Origin of the sequence: Acinetobacter sp. ANC 4169, from assembly GCF_002135355.1 — a bacterium.
GTDB lineage: Bacteria > Pseudomonadota > Gammaproteobacteria > Pseudomonadales > Moraxellaceae > Acinetobacter.
Window position 1 is genome coordinate 81,077 of record NZ_NEGE01000006.1, and the last position, 22,189, is coordinate 103,265.

Sequence of the window (22,189 nt, forward strand, 5' to 3'; positions counted from 1 at the left end):
ATTGACCACCTATTTTTAAGATTCTTTTTAAAGCTCATACCTATATTTAAATATGAGCACCTTTTTTAGTTTTTAGATTTTAAATATCTGAATTAAATCAGCCTTTATAAAGAGAGGTGTGCTCCAAGCATCGCATGATAAAACCCAAGTACTTATCATCTAGAAACTAGACATCGAGAAACTAGAATGCTGTTTGGAATTTAATGCCGCCAACCCAAGCATTTTCACCATTTTTATATGCACCAACCTGGTGGATATATTGAACATTTGGACGAATGGTTAGCCAGTTTGTGGCATGAATACCGTAATAAATTTCGGTATTGTATTCTTCGCTCTGTAGACCACGGACATCTACATTATTGTTAGCGATGTTTGCATCATTGACATCATCATTGATATTGATACGAGCTACACCAACCGCAATCTCATCTTGAGGACGAGAATCCATTAAACCTTTATAAACCAAACCAATATTTTGCATGTCGCTGACTTGATTTGTGTCAGTATCATGTACAGTTAAGTTTACAAAACCACTCAAGCCACGAGACGCATCGCCGTTATGGGCCGTTAATTGCTGCTTGGCAACCACCCAGCCACCCTGATGATGATCTTTTTCATTTGTGATGCTACCGATGACAGCTGCATCCGCAGTACTATAGTAATAACCGGCACGGTATTCACCCGGAAGTTTTGCGGCACCGAGTTTCGGTGTCCAAACCACTTCAGCAGGAATAATCGCACCATGCGAACCATCGGTGCTTAAATTGAAGCCTTTACCACGCTCTAAGTTTTCAGGGTTATATTCATAAGCACCGACTTGTGCATACACGTCTGGAGTCAGGTTGTATTTCACCCGTGCAGCCCATTGGCTGACCGGCCAGTTGTACCACTGATCACCGACCCAGTTACCGACTTGTGAACCACAAAGTGCCAGGTTCTGAAAATCGCAGTCGAAGCTGTTAAAGTCTTCACCTTCACCAAAACGACCGACTTTCACATCCAGTTTTTGATCCAGGAATTTTTTCTTGATCCAGAAGTCAGTTAAACGCCAGGTTTGACCACGGCCCCAGACTTCTTGTACTGAACTTTTATGACCGGCCAAAGCATCGGAAGTTTGAGAGAGTGAGCGGCCATTACGCTCTGTCACGGTAATTTGCGCTTCGGTGTCTTTCCAACCTGCAATTTTCTCTAAGTCTAAGTGAGCACCTAAAGCGAATTGATCGGCATATTCAGTGCCATGACTTGATGAACGTTTTGCATCAAGTAATGTTGCCAGTTCACCGGTATAGCCAAAGCTGAAATCGTAACCTTTTGCTTGGAGCTCGGTACGTTTGCCATTCCAGTCACCAAACATCCACTGACTTTGCGCATCAAAAGCTTCTGCTGCATGTAGTGTTGAAATGGCGCAGCTTAGGGAGATTAAGCTCACACCAAAACTAAATGTTCTATTTAATTTCTTCATAAGGGAGAGCCTTTATATAATTTTGTAATATATATAGGGTACTCCTGTTTTTTATGTAACATTAAGTATAAATTGTTAATTTATTGTTTTTTATGTTTATATTTTTTAACATATGTTAAAACTACCACTTTCCTGTATCTATACTCTGCCCAATAAATAGATATTTTGTCTTAGATCGAGAGAATTTAATTGGACAAGCCAGCTGTGTTTCAGTCTGTTGACTTGTTTCATCTAGCGGGACTTCAACCACCCATTGCCGTTCTTGTGCCAGCGTGGAATGTAAGGCTTCATCTAAAGTTAAAACGGGTTCTACACATACATCCTGCTGAGCAAAGATCGCTTGCCATTGTTGCCAGGTTTTAGATTTAATTTTGTCCTGCAGGGCTTGTTTCACCACTTGCTGATCCAGTGGGTCAAAGGAAGCACCTTTTTCGCCAAGTAGCGGTAAGTCTAAAATTTGCGCCAGTCCCGACATAAATTGTGGTTCCAAACTTCCAATCGATAAATAGCGGCCATCCTGTGTCTGATAATAATCGTAGAAAGTGCCGCCATTTAAATGCGACTGCTGTGGATATTGTTTGGTATTTCCTGCCAATGTGGCTGCTGCGGCCATATTATTTAAAGTGGCAACACAATCAGTCATCGAAATATCAATATATTGTCCCAAGCCACTTTGTGCGCGCTCCACCACCGCAGCCAGAATTCCAATTACAGCGTGCAAGGAACCACCTGCAACATCGGCAATCTGAATGCCCATCGGCGGGGGTCCACTGTCCTGCCGACCGCTATGCCCTGCCACCCCCGATAAAGCTAAATAGTTAATGTCATGTCCAGCCTTATCTTTATAGCTTCCGGTCTGGCCATAACCGGTAATCGAACAATAGATCAGCCGGGGATTCAGTGCTGCAAGCGTGGCATAATCCAGGCCCAGCCGTTGCATTACTCCCGGCCTAAACTGCTCAACCACAATATCGTATTCAGTAATCTTCTGTTTAATCAGTTCGATACTCTGCGGATCTTTTAAATTTAAAGCGATAGACTGTTTATTACGGTTTAAATAACTGTGTGCCGTCGCCTGCCCATTGGCATAAGGCGGTAACAGCCGAATCAAGTCTGGACGTGTAGGCGATTCAATATGGATCACTTCTGCACCCAGGTCTGCCAGATATAGAGTCGCGAATGGACCCGGGAGCAAGGTAGAAAAATCAAGAACTTTCAATCCTTTTAAAGCCGTTGTCATATCCAGTTTTACTCTTTTTATGTTAATTTTCTATTCATCTTAGAAATATAAAACCAACAAAACAATGTCATGTTCAGCCATTTACCTTGATCATTTCGGCAATTTAAGATGTAAATAAGGTAAAACAACTATTGTAAATTGCCATCCAAATCATTTTTAGCGTCATTTAGGTCAACTGCAAGTGAATATAAAAGAGAAAGAGACTGAAGGATTTAATATGAGTCGCGATACGATCAGCATCCACTTCGTTAACGCGGCTCTGACAGGCGTAAAACGTCTAGGAATGGACGTCGAAACTTTATTGTCACATGTGGGAATTGAGGCGGAACTCTTACGTCAGCCTAAAGCACGTATTTCTCCAGAACAATACACCCGATTTATTAAGATGTTATGGATGGTGACCCAGGACGAACATGTCGGCTTTGATGTGCAGCCACGTCGTTTGGGCACTTTTGCCATTATGTGTCAGTTGATTATTCACGCGAAAACGCTAGGAGATGCCTTAGAGCTTTCTTCTCAGTTCTACAAACTGTTTGGCGATGAATGGTCGGTGACTCTAGAACGTGACAAACACGAAGCACGTCTGGTTCCTCTTATTCCAAAAAGTATGGATCCCGACCATTTTATTACCGAAAGTATGCTGATGATCTGGCACGGTTTGGCTTCCTGGCTGATTGAACGTCGTTTACCGCTTGAACGCGTACATTTTAGTTATCCACGCCCAAATCACGCTGAGGAATATGATGCGCTGTTCTTCGCACCCGTCATGCAGTTTGATATGCCTCGTACCGAAATTACCTTTGCTGCGGATTATTTAGATTTACCCATTCGTCAAAATGAAGACACGCTGGAAGAATTCCTCAAAGCAGCGCCTGCACAGTTGCTGGTTAAATTCAAAAATACCAACTCGCTGACTTCTCGTATCCGTGAAGTGTTGAAGAGCCAGATTGGTGAAGAAATGCCAACCTTGAATGATGTGGCATCGATGTTGTACCTATCTCCGCAAACCCTGCGTCGTCGTCTGGCTGCAGAAGGTAAAAGCTATCAGGGCGTTAAAGATGCCTTGCGTCGTGATGCGGCCATTCACCTGTTGCTCAATCCTGGCTTGACCCTGGAAGATGTCGCGCAGCAGGTTGGCTTTAGTGAAACCAGTACCTTCCACCGTGCCTTCAAAAAATGGACCGGGGTAACACCGGGTCTCTATCGTCAGTTGCACGGTTATCACTGATCAACAGCAGTAAATCTTTTTTAAGACTCTCTTGCCCAGGTTTCGACCTGGGCTTTTTTTATTGACCAAAAACATCATCTGACCTGAACCGTTCTCATCATTGCACTTCAAAAATTAATCATTACACTCAAAAAAGTATAAAAATTTTAAACGCATAAAAGGGACAGACTATGAGCGAGGCTTACATCATTGATGCCATTCGCACACCGCGCGGAAAAGGAAAAAAAGACGGTTCACTACATGAAGTGAAACCGATTAGCCTACTGACTACCTTGCTGAATGAACTGAAAGACCGTCATCAACTCGATACTTCCAAAGTGGATGACATCGTGCTGGGCTGTGTCACGCCTATTGCTGACCAAGGTGCCGATATTGCCAAAACTGCAGCCATTGCCGCTGGTTGGGATAATGATGTCGCCGGCGTGCAGATTAACCGCTTCTGTGCATCGGGTCTGGAAGCCGTAAATCTGGCTGCGCAAAAAGTCCGCTCAGGCTGGGAAGATGTTGTGGTCGCTGGCGGAGTCGAATCCATGTCCCGTGTGCCGATGGGTTCAGATGGTGGTCCCTGGGCACTAGATCCTGAAACCAACATGGCCTGCGACTTTATTCCGCAAGGCATTGGTGCCGACCTGATTGCCACCATTGATGGTTATACGCGTTCAGATGTCGATGCCTTTGCCGCAGATTCACAAAAGAAAGCCGCCGCGGCACAAGCCAATGGCTATTTCAACAAATCAGTTGTACCAGTAAAAGATAAAGCCGGTGTGGTAATTCTAGATAAAGACGAATTCATTAAACCGACCACGACAGCAGAAGGCTTGGGCAAACTCAATCCAAGTTTTGCCATGATGGGACAAATGGGTTTTGATGCCATCGCCCTGCAAAAATACCCTGAAGTGGGCACAGTCAACCATGTACATCATGCAGGCAATTCATCAGGCATTGTTGATGGTGCTGCGGTGGTCTTGATTGCTTCTGAAAAAGCGGTCAAAGAACAAGGCTTAAAACCACGTGCCAAAGTGTTATCGACTGCACTTGTAGGCTCTGATCCGACCATCATGCTGACTGGCCCTGCTCCTGCTGCGCGTAAAGCCTTGGAAAAAGCCGGTTTAAGCATTGATGACATCGACCTGTTTGAAGTGAACGAAGCTTTTGCAGCAGTAGTGATGCGTTTCATCACTGAACTGAAGGTTGATCCAGCCAAAGTCAACGTCAATGGTGGTGCGATTGCTCTGGGACATCCACTGGGTGCAACCGGTGCCATGATTTTGGGCACACTACTCGATGAGCTGGAACGCCAAGGCAAAAAACGTGGCCTGGCAACGCTGTGTGTCGGTGGCGGTATGGGCATCGCAACCATTATTGAATTGGTCTAAGGAGAAGAATAATGAGCGCAATTCAATTTGAGAAAAATGCCGACAACATCGTTATTTTGACTCTTGATTCTCCAAACCAGTCTGCCAACACCATGAATGCAGATTTCCGCGTTGCTTTAACCGAGACTGTGGAAAAGTTAAAAGCCGATGACAAAATTGCAGGCATCATCTTCCGTTCTGCGAAAAAAACCTTCTTTGCCGGTGGTGATCTGGATGAACTGATTCAGGCCACACCTGAACATGCCACAGAATTCTTCAACATGATTGAAGACATGAAAGCCAAGCTGCGTTATATCGAAACCCGTGGCATTCCGGTCGTTGCGGCATTGAATGGCACGGCGCTTGGCGGTGGTTGGGAACTGGCATTGTGTTGTCATCAGCGTATTGCTCTAAATGATGCCAAAGCAAAATTCGGTCTACCTGAAGTGACGCTTGGTTTACTTCCAGGTGGTGGTGGCATTGTGCGGATGGTGCGCCTGCTCGGCCTGCAAAATGCTTTTCCACTCCTAATGGAAGGCAAGCAATTTGCTGTCGATAAAGCCAAATCTTTAGGGTTGATTCAAGACACAGCCGATTCAGAACAGGAGCTTTTAGACAAAGCCATAGCCTGGGTCAAAGCCAATCCGCAGTCTGTGCAACCATTTGATGTAAAAGGCTATAAAATTCCGGGCGGTACGCCATCATCACCGGCGGTAGCACAAATGCTGGCGATTGCTCCTGCCATGCTACGTGACAAGACCAAGGGCTGCTACCCTGCACCTGAAGCGATTATGTCCGCAGCGGTAGAAGGTGCTCAGGTTGATGTCGATACTGCACTGACCATTGAATCGCGTTACTTTACCTATCTCGCCACCGGTCAGATTTCCAAAAACATGATCGGGACCTTCTGGCAGGGGTTGAATGCAATTAAATCTGGTGCCAGCCGCCCCAAAGATATTGCCAAATGGAAAGCCAGCAAAGTTGGGGTGCTGGGTGCAGGCATGATGGGTGCCGGCATTGCCTATGCCACGGCATCTAAAGGCATTGCAGTGGTTTTAAAAGATGTGTCTCTCGAAGCTGCCGAAAAAGGCAAAGCTTATAGTCAAAAGCTACTGGATAAAAAAGTATCGCAAGGTCGTTTAACTGCCGAGAAAAGGGATCAGGTTTTAAATCTTATTACTCCAACAGCAGAGGCTGCAGATCTGCAAGGTTGTGAGCTGATCATTGAAGCGGTATTTGAAAATCCCGAGCTGAAAGCAAAGGTCACGCAAGAAGCTGAACAGTATTTGGCGGACAATGGCGTGATGGCCTCCAATACCTCGACCCTGCCGATTACTGGATTGGCTCAAGCCTCTAAAAATGATCAGAACTTTATTGGCCTGCATTTCTTTAGCCCGGTCGATAAAATGCAGCTGGTGGAAATCATCAAAGGTAAAAATACCTCAGCTGAAACACTGGCCAAAGCCTATGATTATGTGCAGCAAATTGGCAAAACCCCGATTGTAGTCAATGACAGTCGTGGCTTCTTTACCAGTCGCGTGTTTGGAACTTTTGTACAGGAAGGACTGCGCCTGCTGGCAGAAGGGGTACACCCTGCGCGTATTGAAATGGCAGCGCTAAAAGCCGGTATGCCTGTAGGCCCACTCGCCATTCAAGATGAAGTGTCTTTAACGCTCTCTGAGCATGTGGCCAATGAAACACGTAAAGCCTTGCAAGCGGAAGGCAAAGACCTGCCACGCTCAGGTGCAGATGATGTGATTCAAAGCATGATTCATGAATTTGGCCGCAAAGGTAAAGCAGCTGGTGCGGGCTTTTATGACTATCCAGAAGGCGGCAAAAAGCATCTTTGGAATGGCTTAAGCAAATGGCAAAAAGACAACGATATTTCCGAACAGGAAATGATTGACCGCTTCCTGTTTGTACAGTCACTAGATACTTTACGCTGCTTAGAAGAAGGTGTTTTAGAATCGACTGTCGATGGCAATGTCGGTTCGATTTTTGGTATTGGTTTTGCCCCTTGGACCGGTGGCGCTCTTCAGTTCTTAAATCAATATGGTTTAGAAAAAGCCCTGGTTCGTGCCAATACTCTAGAAGCGAAATACGGCGTACGCTTTAAAGCGCCGCAATTGCTAAAGGACAAGATTGCCCAAGGCACGAAAATTTAAGCTGTATGACAATACTCTGCTATAAATAGCAATTTAAAAAGGAGCTTCGGCTCCTTTTTTCACATCAGGCTTTGGACAATATCTGTCCCACCATTCACAAAAATATGTTATAAAGTAACAAATATTTATTCTTTTTATTTTGACTGAGTAGGCTGTTATGACAGATCAATCATCTCCTGAAAAATCACCTTGGGGCTGGAGAGCATTAATTATTTTCTGTATTTTGGGTGCATTATTCATGGGTTTGTTCTGGCTGGCAGTCAGCAATGAGCCAGACTATATGCCAAGTCAGCAGAAGAAAGACAATACTCAACAGCATGCATTTAAAAATGCGCCTGCAATGTCTCAGGAACAAATGGCTGAAGCTCAGCAGCAACAGCAAGCACGTGAAGCAGCAACTTCGCAGTCTGCCGCTGAAATGCACATGACTGAAGAAGAACATGCGCATATGACAGACCATGCCGAAGCATCAAGTGCACACGGTCACTAAAGCATTAACGGCGTATCAAGGCGGGCTTTATAACCCGCTTTTTTAATGTCATTTCAAATTGATGCGTTTTGCACACTTTTTTGAGCCTTTAAATAGCGGTCAATTTGCGCCAAGGCAGACTGCACTGCTTTGGCTTTGCCATGCGGCTGCAGATCGGTACCTTCTGCATAAATAAAATCGACATCATCAATACCGACCAGCCCCAATACAGCAGTCAAATAGGGTGTGACAGCATCGGTTGCCAAACCTTGATGAATACCACCTCTTGAACTAAAGACCGCTGCTTTAACCCCTTGAATTAATCCCACAGGCGCTGTTTCAGTATATTTAAAAGTGACACGTGCCCTTGCAATCAAATCAAACCAGTTTTTCAGCTGAGTCGGTACATTCAAGTTATACATCGGCACCGCAATCAGCAATAAATCACAGTGCTGAAGTTCCTGAATAAATTGATCCGACAAGGCAACGGCGCATTTAATCTCAGGTTTTTCATTCACCTCGCCTCGCAGGGCCTGAAACAGTTCCAAGTCCAATACCGGCAAATGCATTGCAGCCAAGTCATGTTCAATGACCTGATCTTCAAAACCCTGCTGCTGACGCGTCTGTAAATAGGCATCTATCAGCTGATTGCTCATGGATTGACTCTGCATAAAACTGGATTTAAGCACCAAAATTTGACTCATGATCTGGCTCACTCTGTTCATTGAGCACAAGATTAGCATTGCCAAATTAGATGCAAAAGCGATAATAAATCATCACATTGATTCCATACTGGAAACAAAAATGCGCCTTACGGATCTGAAAAGCCTGAATGCCTTTATGACTGTGGTTGAATTAGGCAGTTTTACTCAAGCGGCTGAAAAATTGCATCTCACCCGTTCTGCCGTCAGTAAAATGGTCGCCAAGCTGGAACAGCAAATGGGCGCTGTGCTGCTGACCCGCAATACCCGCCATGTGACCTTGACCGACGAAGGTGCAGTATTTTATGAATACAGCCAGCGTGCTGTACAGGAACTGCTGACCGCCGAAAATCTGCTGGACAGCAGCAGTCAACATATTCGAGGCTCATTACGCCTGTCCATGCCTGTTTTATTCGGTCAAAAATTTATTGTGCCGATACTGAAAACCTTGTCCGAACAACATCCTGAATTAAATATAGAACTGTCTTTTAATGATCGGCGGGTCGATTTAATTGAAGATAATTTTGATCTTGCTATTCGAATTGGCCATCTGGACGACAGCAGCCAGCTAATTGCAAAAAAGATTGGCCAACATGCAATGTGGCTTTGCGCCACACCACAGTATTTAGAACAGCATGGCATCCCGTCATCGCTCACGGACTTAGCACAGCAACAACTGATTCGCTATGCTAAAGCAGGTCAAATTCAAGATTGGCAATTTAAAGACCCCAATCTGAAAACCATAAAATACAGGCCAAGTGGCAACATCCAGATGGACGATATGCAGGCTATTTTAGACTACACTTTAATGGGGGGCGGAATCAGCTGGCTTCCATCGTGGCTGATTCAGCCTTATCTGCAATCAGGACGGTTGAAGCACTTGCTTGCAGATCATTCAAGTAGCGACTATCCCATTCAAATCGTTTGGAAACAGTCGCATTTTTTGCCCTTACGCATCCGTATCACCATTGATCTGATCGCCCAATCACTACAGCAGCATCTGACTGATGCTTAACTACTGTGATAAGCAGATGATTAAAGTTTCAAATACATATCAATATGTGGAATGCCACAGTCCAGGTATTCCTCGCCCTGCACCTGAAAACCCAAACCTGCATAAAACTGAATGGCATATACTTGCGATGACAGCTTTAAAAATTCACGCTGTTCGGATTTTGCTTGTTCGATAATGGCTTGCATCAGTAATTTACCGATACCCAACCCGCGATGTGACTTCAATACTGCTACACGGCCAATGCTGTTATTTTGCAATAATCGTGCAGTCGCAATGGGCTGATGCTGATCATAAACCGCAAATTGTAGGGATACGGCATCTTCTGCATCCCATTCATCTTCCGGGGCAATCTGTTGTTCCTGAATAAACACTGCTTCTCGAATCGGCTTAATCTCCGGCTGCAAGACAGCCCATGATCCCGAAACAATCTTAAATTGGCTCATTTTCATTCCTCAGCACTTACAACCAATATCCTGCTGATCCCATTGATCATTCAGCAGCAATTCCAGGGAATGTTTTTGAATGCCATACATCTGTTTTAAAGCCTGAATCTGCGCCAAAACCTGCTGATCCGGCACTTGATAATCCTTGCGTTTGGTGGCCAGAATCATCTTGTTTTTACTGGTATGTTCCAGTGCCACAAATTCAAATACCTTGGTTTCATAGCCATAAGCTTTGAGCAGCAAGGCACGAATGGTATCGGTCAGCATTTCTGCCTGCTGCCCGGCATGAATGCCGAATTGCAGCATCGGTTTCAGCACTTCAGGGCTTTTTAATTGTGGACGCAATTCTTTATGACAACACGGCGCGCACATAATCATTTGCGCATTTAAGCGAATACCGGTATGAATGGCAAAGTCGGTTGCCACATCACAGGCATGTAATGCAATCATGACATCCAGATGTTCGGGCTGATAGGTACGCACATCACCCTGGAAAAAATCCAGTTGCTGAAAGTCTGAACGCTGTGCAACGCCCTGACAAAATTCCACCATTTTCGGATTCAGCTCGACCCCGGTCACAAAAGGAGTTTGGTCGTGTTTGGCCAGATAATCATATAAAGCAAAGGTTAAATAGCCTTTGCCTGAACCAAAATCAACTACACGCAGTGCATGATCATGTTGGCTCATCTGTTCCAGGGCACCCGAGAAAATTTCAATAAATTTATTAATCTGTTTCCATTTACGCGCCATGCTCGGAATAATCTGCACATTATGGTCAGTAATTCCAAGCGGTTGTAAAAAGTAACTGTCTTGATCGACATAGCGATGCTTGGCACGGTCATGACCTTGCTGTGTCTCTGCCGGATTCACTGTAGCACTGGCCTTTTTACTACTGCTCAGCAGGGCTTTCTTCTTATTTTTTTTCAGTTGCAGTTCTTCGCTCGCGGTAAACAAATTGGCCTGTTTAGATTGAGCCAACAGCGATTGCACCAAAGACACAGCTTCTGCCAAAGGATAATTTTTAGTGACATCTTGAGTCTTGTAACGATAGAGACAGCTGAGCACAGGCTGGTTTTGCAGTGAAATGACTCGTAAGGTCATTTTCTCCAAATGCTCAAGTTCACCTTTATACTGACTAATAATCATTCGATCAAAACTATGTGTTTCAATGGCTTGCTGAAAGGCATCTAAGAATTTTTGTTCCTGAATAAAAGGAGAAGCCGGTTGAGACATACAAATCACTCGAATAAATGAAGCTACAGTTTAAAACTTCTTACTTTAAAGGTAAAACTGCATTACTATACAAGTGTATTTTTTTAATTATAGAAAATAAATAATGACTACATCTCAGCTGCAGGCTTACGATCCACATGAAGAAAAAATTAATGCGATCAGTCATGCACTTGGCGCACTATTAGCGCTTATTGCCAGCATTTTTATGCTGATCAAGGGCAGTTATTTACCACTCGGGCAATTTATCGGCTTATGCGTTTATGCGCTAAGCATGATTTTACTCTTTTCTGCATCGAGCCTGTATCATTATGCCGAATCGCCACAACGACGCGGCTGGTATAAAAAACTCGACCACACTGCTATTTATTATCTGATTGCGGGAACCTACACCCCATTCCTGACCATCGCCATTCCTACAGCTAAAGCCCATTATTTATTGATTGCACTTTGGCTGATTGCGCTTATTGGTACACTATTCAAGTTAGTTTTCATCCATCGTTTCCAAAAAATTTCCCTGCTTGCTTATTTGGCCATGGGATGGATGGCTTTGCTGGTAATAGATGATATGCAACGCTTTTTAAGTGCTCAAGCTTTAACCTATTTAGTGATTGGCGGGCTTTCTTACACCGTTGGTGCATTGTTTTATGCCTTAAAAAGAGTAAGATATACCCACGCTATCTGGCATATTTTTGTATTGATCGGTGCAGGATCACAATTTCTGTCTATCTATCTGTACGTGATTTAACCCTCTCATTCTTCATTTCAGTGACCCTGAGCGAGTTGAGTAGAGACGGTTGTTCGTTGTTTTTTTAAGAAATTACGCCTTTTTTAAAAAGATTACGCTTTTAAAACTAAGTTTTTTTATTTTTAGTAAGTGTAAGGTCCATCCATGGCGTCATCAGATTCTATTGCAGCTTCAGAAGAAGTAGCAACAAATTCAAAATTCCGCGTTCTTACTGCGAGTCTTGTAGGTACAACAATCGAGTTCTTCGATTTTTATATTTACGCAACAGCAGCAGTCATTATTTTTCCACATCTGTTCTTTCCAGCTAGCACAGATCCAACCACTGCAACCATTCAGTCTTTAGCCACCTTTGCGATTGCCTTTATTGCACGCCCGATTGGCGCTGCACTGTTTGGACATTTGGGTGACCGGATTGGTCGTAAAGCAACCCTGGTCGCGGCATTACTCACCATGGGTGTTTCGACCGTATGTATTGGTTTACTTCCAACGTATGCACAAGTGGGGCTTGCTGCACCCTTATTGCTTGCGCTTTGCCGTTTAGGTCAAGGACTGGGGTTAGGTGGGGAATGGAGTGGTGCGGTTCTTCTGGCCACTGAAAATGCACCTGAAGGCAAACGTGCCTGGTACGGCATGTTCCCACAACTTGGGGCGCCGATCGGCTTTATCCTGGCTACCGGTTCTTTCATTACCCTTGGCGCATTCATGTCTGAACAGGACTTTATGCAATGGGGATGGCGTATTCCGTTTATTTCAAGTGCTTTACTGGTGATTATGGGTTTATGGATTCGTTTGAAACTTCATGAAACTCCTGCATTCCAGAAAGTATTGGATAAGCAAAAAGAAGTAAATATTCCGTTTAAAGAAGTGTTGACCAAACACTGGGGTATGCTCATTCTGGGTACAATTGCAGCTATCTGTACCTTCGTTGTGTTCTATTTGACCACAGTATTTGCATTAAACTGGGGAACCACCAAACTCGGTTACACACGTTCTGAATTTCTGGAACTGCAGTTGGTTGCCACATTATGCTTTGCTGCATTCATTCCACTTTCTGCAGTGTTTGCGGAAAAATTTGGTCGTAAAGCTACTTCCATTGGCGTATGTATTGTTTCAGCATTGTTTGGCCTGGTGTTCTCAAGCATGCTTGAATCTGGCAACACTATTATCGTGTTCTTATTCTTATGTGTTGGTTTGGCGATCATGGGCTTAACTTATGGCCCAATTGGTACAGTACTTTCTGAAATTTTCCCAACTTCAGTGCGTTATACCGGTTCAGCATTAACCTTTAACCTTGCAGGTATTTTTGGGGCGTCTTTTGCACCATTAATCGCAACTAAGCTTGCAACGACGTATGGTTTATATGCTGTCGGTTATTACTTAACCGCTGCTTCTCTGCTTTCACTGCTTGCCTTCCTGGCCATTCGTGAAACCAAAAATGATGATGTAAACAACCAGGTTTAATCTCATTTATAAATAAAAAAACCAGCGTTATTTACGCTGGTTTTTTTATATGTTTTTTCTCACTGCTTCAGATCTGTTCATCACTTAACATCTGTTGATAAAGCTCTTCAAATACTTTTCGATCACCACCAGACTGGTAATAACTGGGAACAACGTAAGTCACCAGCTGACGGTATCTTTCTGTTGCGTATAAGTGATCCAAAAAAGCCTCTACATTCTTTTCATCAATCCCAAAGGCCGTGATCAGTTGCTGAAACTTTTGATAAAACCTGCTGGCAAATTCTGGTGTATTGACCACATCGCTTTCGGCTTGTTGAAAAGCCTGTTCTAGAGCAATTAAACCCGCTTCAAGCTGTGCCGATTGAGGTTCTGTTAAAGCAAAAAACTGACCGACCTCTTCTGAAAAAGACATGCGCTTCTCCTATTCTGTTTTCATTGTTATAAAGCAATCTTGTTGTAGGGTATGTCAAAAATTGTTCCAAAAACCGATCTTCAAGATTTAAACCAATTCAATAATATCAATCGTCGGTGGTACCCGAAAACGAAATGGTACACCGACCAGCCCTGTACCTACAGTGACAAATACATCGGCATTTTCATGCTCATATAAACCTTTTTTATGTCCAAGAATGGATACTTTTTTCATGATGTAATTGGTCAGCCAAGGCAGTTCCACCTGCCCGCCATGGGTATGCCCCGACAGCATCAGCGGACGTGTCGGTAATTGCGGTACCATATCTACCGTATCCGGATTATGCGATAAAATTACCCAGGGTTTGTCTTGCGGTAAATCCGGCATATAACGCATATCCGTTTTACCAGCCCATAAATCACCCACACCGAGCAATCTGAATTCATCAAACTCGACAATCTGCCCTTCAATATCAATCACGTTATTGACCTTTAAGGCATGTCTTAATAAATTCTGAATGGGTGGCCCTGGATATTGCTCATCATGATTGCCGTTCACCGAATAAACCGGAGCATTGATGTTTTGTAAAATGGCCAGCTCATCGGCCAGTTTGTTTTCAGGTTCATAGGTCCAGTCCCCTGCCACCACTACCAGATCGGGATTCTGCTGATTAATTTTATCGACAATAATTTTCAGCTGACGTTCATGCCCGGAAAACAGTCCAATATGTAAATCGGCAATCAAGGCCAGTTTGACCGGACGCTGCAGGTTTTGTTCCGGATTGAGCTGATATTGCAGGGTTTTAACCATGACATACTGAGGTTCGATAAAGCGCGCATAAATCAGCACACAACTCAGCAAGAAAATAAATACGGCTTGGTGAATAGAGTAATAGCCACTCCAGCCGGCATATAAACTGAAGAAAAACAGCGGTAACAGCAAATAGGACAGATAAAAGGCCAATAAATGCACAAATGCTTTAAACGGATGAATGGTTTCTGTTCGGGTTTGACTCAGCCAGGCCTGCGCAATACCCCATATGCCAAGTACTGCAAAACACAAGTAAAAATAAAAAACGACTGAGTCTGAATCCCACATATAACCTTCTCTAATCCTGACGCTGATATTACATCATTCATCTATTACGATATTTATCTTTTCACAGCTGGCAATTATACTCAAACCAAATTTTGGTATCGTTTTACAATATATGACGCAATCTTCTCATCGACTTACACACTTAAATACTGCGAAATCATATAGATCTCATAGCTATAAAACCGCAGTATTGCTTAGTTGTAGCCTGATTCTGGGGATTCCTGCATGTTCAACCCTGCCTAAACAGATTCCCCAACCGGTTGAATATTCATTTGACACCAAAACAGAACAGACCTCGCTGGCTAAAATCATTATGCCGTTGAGGGAACAAAACCCGAATCTTACCGGTTATCATGTTTTATATGACCCGCTGGAAGCTTTGGCTGCACGTATCCATTTAATTGATAAAGCAGAAAAAAGTTTAGATTTACAATACTACATTTGGGACAACGATAAAATTGGCGCGCTGGCGCTAAACTCCATCATTAAAGCAGCTGACCGAGGCGTAAAGGTTCGTCTGCTGATGGATGACAACAATGCCAAAAAGATGGAAGGCATTTATCTGGCCCTCGATCAGCATAAAAATATTGATGTGCGCCTTTATAATCCTTACCGTTTTAGACATTACCGTGCCATGGACATGGTGCTGGATCTAAAACGCATTAACCGCCGCATGCATAACAAAAGTTTTATTGCAGACAACCAGATTGCATTAATTGGCGGTCGCAATATGAGTAACCAGTATTATAACGTCAGTGACAATTATCAATTTTCCGATGTTGATGTGATGCTGGTCGGCGCCGCATCAGATGAAATCATTCATTCCTTTGATGAATACTGGAATGATGATTACGCATTTCCGGTCAAGCAAATTGTCAATCCAAAACATTATTCCTTGCGTTTTGACAGCCTGAAACAACAACTCGAGGAACATTCGCAAAGCGTTAACGTGCAGAATTATCTCGATTTAGCCAACCGATCGCATGCTTTTGAAAACTGGCTGAATAACAGTATTCAGTTTGACTGGGTCAAAGCAGAAGTCGTCAGTGATTCACCCAGTAAAATCAGGGCAAAGGCCAAAAAAGAACAACATCTGAATTTTCAACTGATTAACCGTTTGGAAAAACCCGAACACAGTGTCGATATTATTTCTGCTTATTTTGTCCCGGAAAAAAAAGGCGAAAAAATGCTGAGTGATCTGGCTCAAAACAATATCAATGTGCGGGTACTGACCAATTCCTTTAAAGCCAATGACGTGGCTTTGGTACATGCATTCTATGGCAAATATCGCAAGGATTTACTCCAGAATAATGTCCAACTCTACGAGTTTCTGTCTATTCCGGAAACTGAAAACTTGAATGCCAATACCAAGGAAATTGCTGAAAAAGCCAAAGTCAACATCAAAGGTTTAAGTCGTTCCAGCCTGCATGCCAAACTCATGACCATAGATGAGAAGCAAGTTTTTATTGGTTCTTTTAATTTCGACCCACGTTCTGCTTATTTAAATACGGAAATTGGCGTATTGCTGGACAGCCCGAACCTGGCCAGAGCAGTACATCAGACCATGGATCAGAACCTGTCTAAATATGCCTACAAACTGGTGTTAAATGCCAACAATAAAATCAACTGGCAAATTAAACGGCATGATGGCAGCATCAAAACGTATCAGAAAGAACCCAAGATGAAATGGTGGCAAAAAGCTGGGGTTAAAATGATTTCCTGGTTACCGGTTGAAGGCTTTATGTAAGCCTTCATGACTGCTTGGCCAGAAGTGTTGGAGGTGAAGCCTTGAGCACCTTTTGCTGTAGTCGGGCTAGGCCTTCGGTCATTTGATTTTGCACTTCCTGAGTTAGGCTTTCAACAGTATGCCCTTGCACGGCAATCGCCGGCAATGCCATTAAATGTGCGGTGACTTTGGGCATTTCCAGCACTTTTTTAACATGATCAGCAAAACTGATATTACCTACAAACGGCGCGACCGTATCCAGTTGCCCATCTTGATTCACATAACAAATCAGGCAAATTTGTACCGGACGATTCGCTTCAATGGCAGAACCTAAAATACGGCCATAGATTTTTTTAATTTTGCTGCCATCCGAAGTGGTGGCTTCTGGAAAAAATAATACCGGAATATCCTGCTTTAAAAATGTGGTAATTTGCTCTTTAATTTTAATCGAATCACCAGAACCACGTTTAATAAATAATGTGCCACCGCCCTTGGCCAGTTTTCCCAATAAAGGCCATTTTTCAATTTCAGCTTTGGCTAAAAAAAACACCCGGGCACTTGAACCCAATACCGCAACATCCAGCCAGGAAACATGATTACTCACCCATAAAGCCGGTTCACGTGGAATCACGCCATGTACCTGAATTTCAAGGTTAAAAACCTTACATAACTGACGGCAAAAATGCTGTACATAACGGGTATTACACGGGTTATTCGGGTCTTTATATAAACGGTGACGATAAACCAGATAAAATCCTTGAATAATCGCCCCTAAACCAGCCACTAACTTTCTGCTATATAAGAAAAATTTAGCTAAGCCATTTAACGAAGAATGTTCAGTTACAGAGGATTGATTCATAGAGGGATCACTAATTACCAGTTACAGCGTTTAATCATTTATTTGCTATTATTCTATACTGTTCATTTTAATCTTGCATTGATCATAAAATCCCAAATCGGCTATTCTTTTTCTCAATTCAGCAAATACAGTCAATAAGTCATTTATTTTTATCATAAATAAAGAGATTAAATACTGCTCTGAAAATTAAAAGCCAGACCGATATAAACCTGCATGATGTGATGCTTTTAATCAGGTCATCCGAGATTTTCCTGCTTATAAAACCGCCGGGTATAAGCTGAATATCTTGTTACGATGCTTTATTAAGTTTTTGCTATTTTTCCCTCTCCCTGCTCATTTTCAACTAAAATGAAGTTTTAACTCAGTAGAGATTATCGTTAGTGGAATATTTTGAGCAACATCAGGGAGGTGAACGAACAATCCTAGTGAGTGTATCGGTACAACTGTTAGATGACCTTGATGCAGAAGAATTTCATTTATTGGCCCAATCTGCGGGTGCCGAAATTTTAGAACATATCACCGCTCAACGTATCAGACCTGATCCCAAACTGTTTATCGGTTCTGGCAAGGCAGAAGAAATTGCCGCTCTCGTACAAGATTTCGAAGCCAACCTGGTCATTTTCGATCATTCTCTGACACCGGCTCAAGCACGTAATTTAGAAAAAATTATGCTATGCCGTGTGGTTGACCGTACCGAACTGATTTTAGATATTTTCGCGCAACGTGCCCGTACCTATGAAGGTAAACTGCAAGTTGAATTGGCGCAGTTACAGCATCTATCTTCACGCTTAGTACGTAGCCGGGGTAATCTCGACAGTCAAAAAGGCGGGATTGGCTTACGTGGCCCGGGTGAAACCTTGCTTGAAACAGACCGCCGCTTACTGCGTATTCGCATGGGGCAACTCAAAACCAAACTGGATAAAGTTCGTCAAACCCGTATGCAAGGCCGTGTAGCTCGTCAAAAGGCCGCTGTACCGACAATCTCTTTAGTCGGTTATACCAATGCCGGTAAATCCACCCTGTTTAATATTCTGGCCAAGAGCGATGTTTATGCGGCAGATCAGCTGTTTGCAACATTGGACCCCACGCTGCGCCGTTTGGAATGGGACGGGATTGGACGTTTAGTGCTGGCAGATACCGTGGGTTTCGTGCGTAATCTCTCGCATTCTTTAGTCGAGTCCTTTAAGGCAACTTTGGAAGAAACGCTGGAAGCCACCTTGTTGCTCCATGTGATTGATTCAAGTAGCCCGGATATGCTGGAACAGATTGAAGCGGTAGAATCGGTACTCAAAGAAATTGGCGCTAATGTGCCGGTACTGCGCGTCTACAACAAAATTGATGTGAGCGGTGAAGATGCCAAAATTGTCTATGCCAAACCGCACCTGCCTGATCGTGTATATGTATCAGCACACTCAGGTCAGGGTTTAGACCTGCTTCGTCAAGCGGTACAAGAATGTTTGATGGGGCAAATTCAAAGCTTCGAATTAGCGTTAAAGCCTGCATATGGCAAATTGCGTACCCAACTCTATGCCTTGAATGTGATTCAATCTGAAAATTATGATGATCAGGGCAATCTGCATTTGCATGTGATCATGGCACCGCAAAAGCTGGAACAGCTGATTAAACAGGCGCATTTACCCATCGATGAAATTCTGGGACACAAGGCCGTACAATTTAAGCGGCCGCTTGAAGAATTTGAAATAAAAAGATAAATCGGTTAAAACGTGACAAGTATAATTATATTTATTGGTAAAAAATGGACTGGATAAGAACAATCGACTGGCCAGCCTGGATTGGCACACTGGCATTAATCATCTGCTTCCGTGAAGGAGCAGTATGGTTAAGCACACAATTTCATCATCCTGAACTGGGTAATCTGCTGGGTTTGATCAGCCTATTGGTGACTTTATTTATTTGGAGAAATTTCAACAAATTACCGGCGCGTTTAGTCGACACCAATAACAAGATTATGAAAGAAAGTGCCTTTGCCTTTTTACCAATTAGCGCGGGTTCACTGATTATGCTGACCCAGATGGGAAAAGAAATCCCGGCTTTCCTGCTGGTGATGTTTATCAGCACCCTGATCCCTTTGTGGGTCTATGCAAAAATGTCCAAGCGTTGGTTATAGGGAAATCATATGTTCGCAGTACTCTCTGGTTTTTTGATCACCTTGATCGCCTATCTGGTTGCAAAACCGATTAACAAACACCTGCCACAAGTTCCGGTGATTGTGATAGGCATGTTTTTGATTATTGGACTGCTGTTTGTATTCGGCATTCCTTATCAATCCTATATGGCACAGGTCAATCCGCTTTTTAATCGTCTCTTGGGCTATGTCACCGTTGCATTGGCCATTCCCCTGGCCGCCATGCGTTATGATGATCTGCCGCTAAAAGCCATGCTCGGAATTCTGGTTTTTGCCAGTATCAGTGCGGTGGCTTTGCCTATGGGACTTGCCTATTTATTGCATATGACCGATTCAAGCATTATGGCATTTGCTACTCGTGCCGTAACCACACCCATTGCCATCAATATTGCAACCCTATTACACGCTCCGGTGAGCATGGTCATACTTATTGTGATTTTATCCGGTGTGATTGGCGCGGCCTTTTCCCCATTGATCCTGCGTCATATCAATGATGAACGGGCATCAGGCCTGGCATTAGGCCTGGCCGCTCATGCCATTGGAACAGCACAGGCATGGCAAAGAGGCAGCGTGGCTGGACGCTATGCGGCATTTGGAATGGCTGTGAATGCTGTATTTACTGCCATTTGGCTGCCAACGTTTATACTTTATTTACAAAAAGTGTGATTAATGAAGCATTAAAGTTGCTTTATATTGTTAAAAAATATACTGTTGGATTATGTTAGACCGTTAATCTATCAAAAGGAATTTGATAATGAATCACATGAAAATTTTAGCAACTCTAGTTTTTTCTTCCTTGACCAGTGTTGCTTTTGCAAATGATATCAGTGGAACCTGGAAAAACATTGATGACAAAACCGGTTCATCCAAAGCCATTCTTGAAATTCGTCAGGAAAGTAATGGCACCTATACCGCACAAGTGGTTAAAGTAACCCCTCGTCCAGGATATACTCCCAAAGAAATCTGCGTCAAATGCCCTGCACCCTATACCAATAAGCCTATTCTGGGAATGGATATCCTGAAAGGCTTAAAACATGTAGAAGGACCAAACTATGCGAATGGTAAAATTATCGATCCGCTATCTGGTCATATTTACAGTATGAAAGCAAAATTAAGTGCCAATGGAAAACGTTTAACCCTGCGTGGTTATGTCGGAGTTTCCGCTTTAGGACGCAGCCAGACCTGGATTAAAAACGACTAAATATGACAAAAAGCCGCACTATGTGGCTTTTTTATTCACTGATATTTAAATACTTCACATTATTTTCCATTATTACGAAGCAATAGATTGACTAATTTTTAAACGACAACTATATCTTTAATACAGACAAGAAAAATATTTTCCGCACACTTGGGAGTTAATATGAAGAAGAATCTATTATTTGCTGCTTTTGTTGGTGTCGTTTTCAGTGGGAATGTATTGGCAAATGATCTTACCGGAACATGGAAAACCATTGACGATAAAACAGGCTCGTCAAAGGCGATTCTTGAAATGCGTCAAGAAAGCAATGGGACTTATACGGCAAAAATTGTAAAAATCACCCCACGTCCAGGTTATACCCCGAAAGAAACCTGTGTAAATTGTCCAGCACCTTATACCGATAAACCGATCTTAGGATTAGATATTTTAACGGGATTAAAATCGAACGGTGACAATCACTTTGTAAATGCCAAAGTTCTAGATCCACTGAACGGTAAAATCTATAGCGGCAAAGCAAAGTTAAGCGCAAACGGTAAACGTCTCACGCTACGCGGTTATGTCGGTGTGTCTGCACTTGGCCGTAGCCAGACATGGATTAAACAAGATTAATTTATGTTAATTACAGCTCAGCATAAATGCTGAGCATGGTATGAGTGAGCAGTTAAAAATTTTATCCCAACGACTGCTCAATTTCGTATTGCTTCCCCCTACTTTAAATTCTCCCTGCTTTAAATCAGTCATCAGGATTGCTGGCTTATATAAATGAGAAAAATTTATAAAAAAAATAACAATCAGCACTGCATTTTTTGTAGCCTATTCAGCAGTTTTTTAATTTTTTGCTGAATAAACAAGCGGTACGTGGATACAAATCGACGATAAAATAATTTTTTCCAACATTCTGATTTAAATTAAAAAAACCCATAAATCTTATTCTATAAAAATGATTAAACTCACACCGCGCCCAGCTTATTCCCCCGAGAAACATGTTCCAACTGCCCCCTTACACAGATCAAACTATATTGGAATGAGATGTCATTAAAAATTTATAACATGTTAATGAAAATAATTATGCAAGCGGTCGTGTACTTGATCCTTGAACAGAAAAAATATATGGCTTTAAAGGATGAATGCCCCCGATGGTAAACGTCTTATATGACGTGGTTATGTGGGAATTTCTGCCTGGAGTCGAACTCAAAAACCTGGATTAGAAACGACTAAATATGACAAAAA

General features: G+C 43.0%; 21 protein-coding genes. 13 read left to right on the forward strand and 8 right to left on the reverse strand.

What is annotated here, in order from left to right:
- Positions 1–181 precede the first annotated feature (181 nt).
- Positions 182–1,462 (reverse strand): carbohydrate porin, encoded by a 1,281-nt coding sequence (locus B9T26_RS06205; RefSeq protein WP_086198872.1) that lies wholly within the window; start codon positions 1,460–1,462, stop codon positions 182–184.
- A 121-nt stretch (positions 1,463–1,583) separates the two neighbouring features.
- The gene (locus B9T26_RS06210; protein ID WP_086198873.1) at positions 1,584–2,702 is read right to left on the reverse strand and encodes a CaiB/BaiF CoA transferase family protein; all 1,119 of its coding nucleotides are present in this window, start codon (positions 2,700–2,702) and stop codon (positions 1,584–1,586) included.
- Positions 2,703–2,919: 217 nt separating this feature from the next.
- Here B9T26_RS06210 and B9T26_RS06215 point away from each other — a divergent pair, with 217 nt between their 5' ends.
- From B9T26_RS06215 to B9T26_RS06230, 4 genes are all read left to right on the forward strand, one after another.
- Positions 2,920–3,930 (forward strand): AraC family transcriptional regulator, encoded by a 1,011-nt coding sequence (locus tag B9T26_RS06215; RefSeq protein WP_086198874.1) that lies wholly within the window; start codon positions 2,920–2,922, stop codon positions 3,928–3,930.
- Between the two features lie 170 nt (positions 3,931–4,100).
- On the forward strand, positions 4,101–5,306 hold the full coding sequence (locus B9T26_RS06220) for an acetyl-CoA C-acetyltransferase (RefSeq protein ID WP_086198875.1): 1,206 nt from the start codon (positions 4,101–4,103) through the stop codon (positions 5,304–5,306).
- A gap of 11 nt (positions 5,307–5,317) precedes the next feature.
- Positions 5,318–7,450: a 3-hydroxyacyl-CoA dehydrogenase NAD-binding domain-containing protein gene (locus B9T26_RS06225; RefSeq protein WP_086198876.1), complete on the forward strand. Its 2,133-nt coding sequence runs from the start codon at positions 5,318–5,320 to the stop codon at positions 7,448–7,450.
- Positions 7,451–7,607: 157 nt separating this feature from the next.
- Positions 7,608–7,940: a hypothetical protein gene (locus B9T26_RS06230; protein WP_086198877.1), complete on the forward strand. Its 333-nt coding sequence runs from the start codon at positions 7,608–7,610 to the stop codon at positions 7,938–7,940.
- 53 nt (positions 7,941–7,993) lie between these two features.
- Here the strand turns inward: B9T26_RS06230 and B9T26_RS06235 are convergent, their stop codons facing one another.
- Positions 7,994–8,623, reverse strand: a complete 630-nt coding sequence (locus tag B9T26_RS06235) for an NAD(P)H-dependent oxidoreductase (protein ID WP_086198878.1) — start codon at positions 8,621–8,623, stop codon at positions 7,994–7,996.
- Positions 8,624–8,723: 100 nt separating this feature from the next.
- Between B9T26_RS06235 and B9T26_RS06240 the strand changes: the two genes are divergently transcribed.
- The gene (locus B9T26_RS06240; RefSeq protein ID WP_086198944.1) at positions 8,724–9,635 is read left to right on the forward strand and encodes a LysR substrate-binding domain-containing protein; all 912 of its coding nucleotides are present in this window, start codon (positions 8,724–8,726) and stop codon (positions 9,633–9,635) included.
- A gap of 20 nt (positions 9,636–9,655) precedes the next feature.
- Here B9T26_RS06240 and B9T26_RS06245 read toward each other — a convergent pair whose 3' ends face one another.
- Positions 9,656–10,078, reverse strand: coding sequence for a GNAT family N-acetyltransferase (locus B9T26_RS06245; protein WP_086198879.1), 423 nt, complete (start codon positions 10,076–10,078; stop codon positions 9,656–9,658).
- A gap of 9 nt (positions 10,079–10,087) precedes the next feature.
- Positions 10,088–11,311, reverse strand: coding sequence for a class I SAM-dependent methyltransferase (locus B9T26_RS06250; RefSeq protein ID WP_086198880.1), 1,224 nt, complete (start codon positions 11,309–11,311; stop codon positions 10,088–10,090).
- 103 nt (positions 11,312–11,414) lie between these two features.
- Between B9T26_RS06250 and trhA the strand changes: the two genes are divergently transcribed.
- Both trhA and B9T26_RS06260 read left to right on the forward strand, forming a co-directional pair.
- Positions 11,415–12,056 carry a PAQR family membrane homeostasis protein TrhA gene (trhA, locus tag B9T26_RS06255; protein ID WP_086198881.1) on the forward strand — a complete coding sequence of 214 codons (642 nt, stop codon included), beginning with the start codon at positions 11,415–11,417 and terminating at the stop codon, positions 12,054–12,056.
- Between the two features lie 144 nt (positions 12,057–12,200).
- Positions 12,201–13,517 carry an MFS transporter gene (locus B9T26_RS06260; protein WP_086198882.1) on the forward strand — a complete coding sequence of 439 codons (1,317 nt, stop codon included), beginning with the start codon at positions 12,201–12,203 and terminating at the stop codon, positions 13,515–13,517.
- A 67-nt stretch (positions 13,518–13,584) separates the two neighbouring features.
- On the opposite strand, the gene B9T26_RS06265 is transcribed toward B9T26_RS06260, so the two are convergent.
- Together B9T26_RS06265 and B9T26_RS06270 are read right to left on the reverse strand one after the other, a co-directional pair.
- Positions 13,585–13,929, reverse strand: coding sequence for a hypothetical protein (locus B9T26_RS06265; RefSeq protein WP_086198883.1), 345 nt, complete (start codon positions 13,927–13,929; stop codon positions 13,585–13,587).
- A gap of 87 nt (positions 13,930–14,016) precedes the next feature.
- Positions 14,017–15,027, reverse strand: a complete 1,011-nt coding sequence (locus B9T26_RS06270) for a metallophosphoesterase (protein WP_086198884.1) — start codon at positions 15,025–15,027, stop codon at positions 14,017–14,019.
- Positions 15,028–15,139: 112 nt separating this feature from the next.
- On the opposite strand from B9T26_RS06270, the gene B9T26_RS06275 reads away from it, so the two are divergent.
- On the forward strand, positions 15,140–16,774 hold the full coding sequence (locus tag B9T26_RS06275) for a phospholipase D family protein (RefSeq protein WP_086198885.1): 1,635 nt from the start codon (positions 15,140–15,142) through the stop codon (positions 16,772–16,774).
- 4 nt (positions 16,775–16,778) lie between these two features.
- Here B9T26_RS06275 and B9T26_RS06280 read toward each other — a convergent pair whose 3' ends face one another.
- Complete coding sequence (locus B9T26_RS06280) at positions 16,779–17,612, reverse strand: lysophospholipid acyltransferase family protein (protein WP_086198886.1); 834 nt, start codon at positions 17,610–17,612, stop codon at positions 16,779–16,781.
- Between the two features lie 380 nt (positions 17,613–17,992).
- Between B9T26_RS06280 and hflX the strand changes: the two genes are divergently transcribed.
- The 5 genes from hflX (at position 17,993) to B9T26_RS06305 (ending at position 21,568) form a co-directional block, all read left to right on the forward strand.
- The gene (hflX, locus tag B9T26_RS06285) at positions 17,993–19,324 is read left to right on the forward strand and encodes a ribosome rescue GTPase HflX (RefSeq protein WP_086198887.1); all 1,332 of its coding nucleotides are present in this window, start codon (positions 17,993–17,995) and stop codon (positions 19,322–19,324) included.
- A gap of 44 nt (positions 19,325–19,368) precedes the next feature.
- Positions 19,369–19,740 carry a hypothetical protein gene (locus B9T26_RS06290; RefSeq protein WP_086198888.1) on the forward strand — a complete coding sequence of 124 codons (372 nt, stop codon included), beginning with the start codon at positions 19,369–19,371 and terminating at the stop codon, positions 19,738–19,740.
- Between the two features lie 9 nt (positions 19,741–19,749).
- Entirely contained in the window at positions 19,750–20,424 is a 675-nt protein-coding gene (locus B9T26_RS06295) for an LrgB family protein (RefSeq protein WP_086198889.1), read from the forward strand.
- Between the two features lie 88 nt (positions 20,425–20,512).
- On the forward strand, positions 20,513–20,959 hold the full coding sequence (locus tag B9T26_RS06300; RefSeq protein WP_086198890.1) for a DUF2147 domain-containing protein: 447 nt from the start codon (positions 20,513–20,515) through the stop codon (positions 20,957–20,959).
- Between the two features lie 162 nt (positions 20,960–21,121).
- Positions 21,122–21,568, forward strand: a complete 447-nt coding sequence (locus tag B9T26_RS06305; RefSeq protein WP_086198891.1) for a DUF2147 domain-containing protein — start codon at positions 21,122–21,124, stop codon at positions 21,566–21,568.
- Positions 21,569–22,189: the final 621 nt, after the last annotated feature.